The organism is Streptococcus sp. ST14, assembly GCF_046098195.1.
Classification (GTDB): domain Bacteria; phylum Bacillota; class Bacilli; order Lactobacillales; family Streptococcaceae; genus Streptococcus.
In genome coordinates, this window is sequence record NZ_JBJUSF010000075.1 from 1 (window position 1) to 575 (window position 575).

The 575-nt window shown below is 40.0% G+C and carries 1 protein-coding gene; it reads right to left on the reverse strand.

Features of this window, described 5'->3' with window-relative positions:
* A partial coding sequence (locus ACIY19_RS10875; RefSeq protein WP_409003407.1) for a type IV secretory system conjugative DNA transfer family protein occupies positions 1-575 on the reverse strand: 575 nt, incomplete at both ends.

The following is a 575-nucleotide window of genomic DNA, read 5'->3' on the forward strand; positions in this document are numbered from 1 at the left end:
AGAACCTCAAAACCAATCGCAAACAAGATTGAGGAAAGAAAATTAAAGGCGTTATTGGTTTCAGGAATAGCAATAAAAACGGCTGTCTTTTTCGTATTCCAGGTATCCATTTCCATGGTATCTTCACTGATCAAGTTTCGGACATCTTCATGGTCAAAGATAGAATAGCGAGAAGACAAAATCGCTACCACACTGTTTCTTGTCTCACCTCTGAAGTTTTGGAATAATTTCCACTGTTTATAAGCATAGTTGTTAGGTTGATGTTCGTTCAGTTCCTCAAACATCTGCTCGACAGGACTTGGTACATCTGGATCCTCTCGATACATATTTCTTAATAGATCCGCAACGTGACCCAAGTTTGGCATGTATAACTGGACTCCAGTTTCAGGATCCTTCGAGTCAAAATAGAGATAACCAATCAATGCACGTTGCAGCATCAACTCTGCTTGAACCCAGAAGTCCTCTCCAGTATGCTCACTCTTCTTCGTTCCCTCAGTAATTGCTTCAGAGATACGATCAATATCTAGCTCAGACTTCATGTAATGAAAAGGATTAAACCGATCTGAATTCTTGAG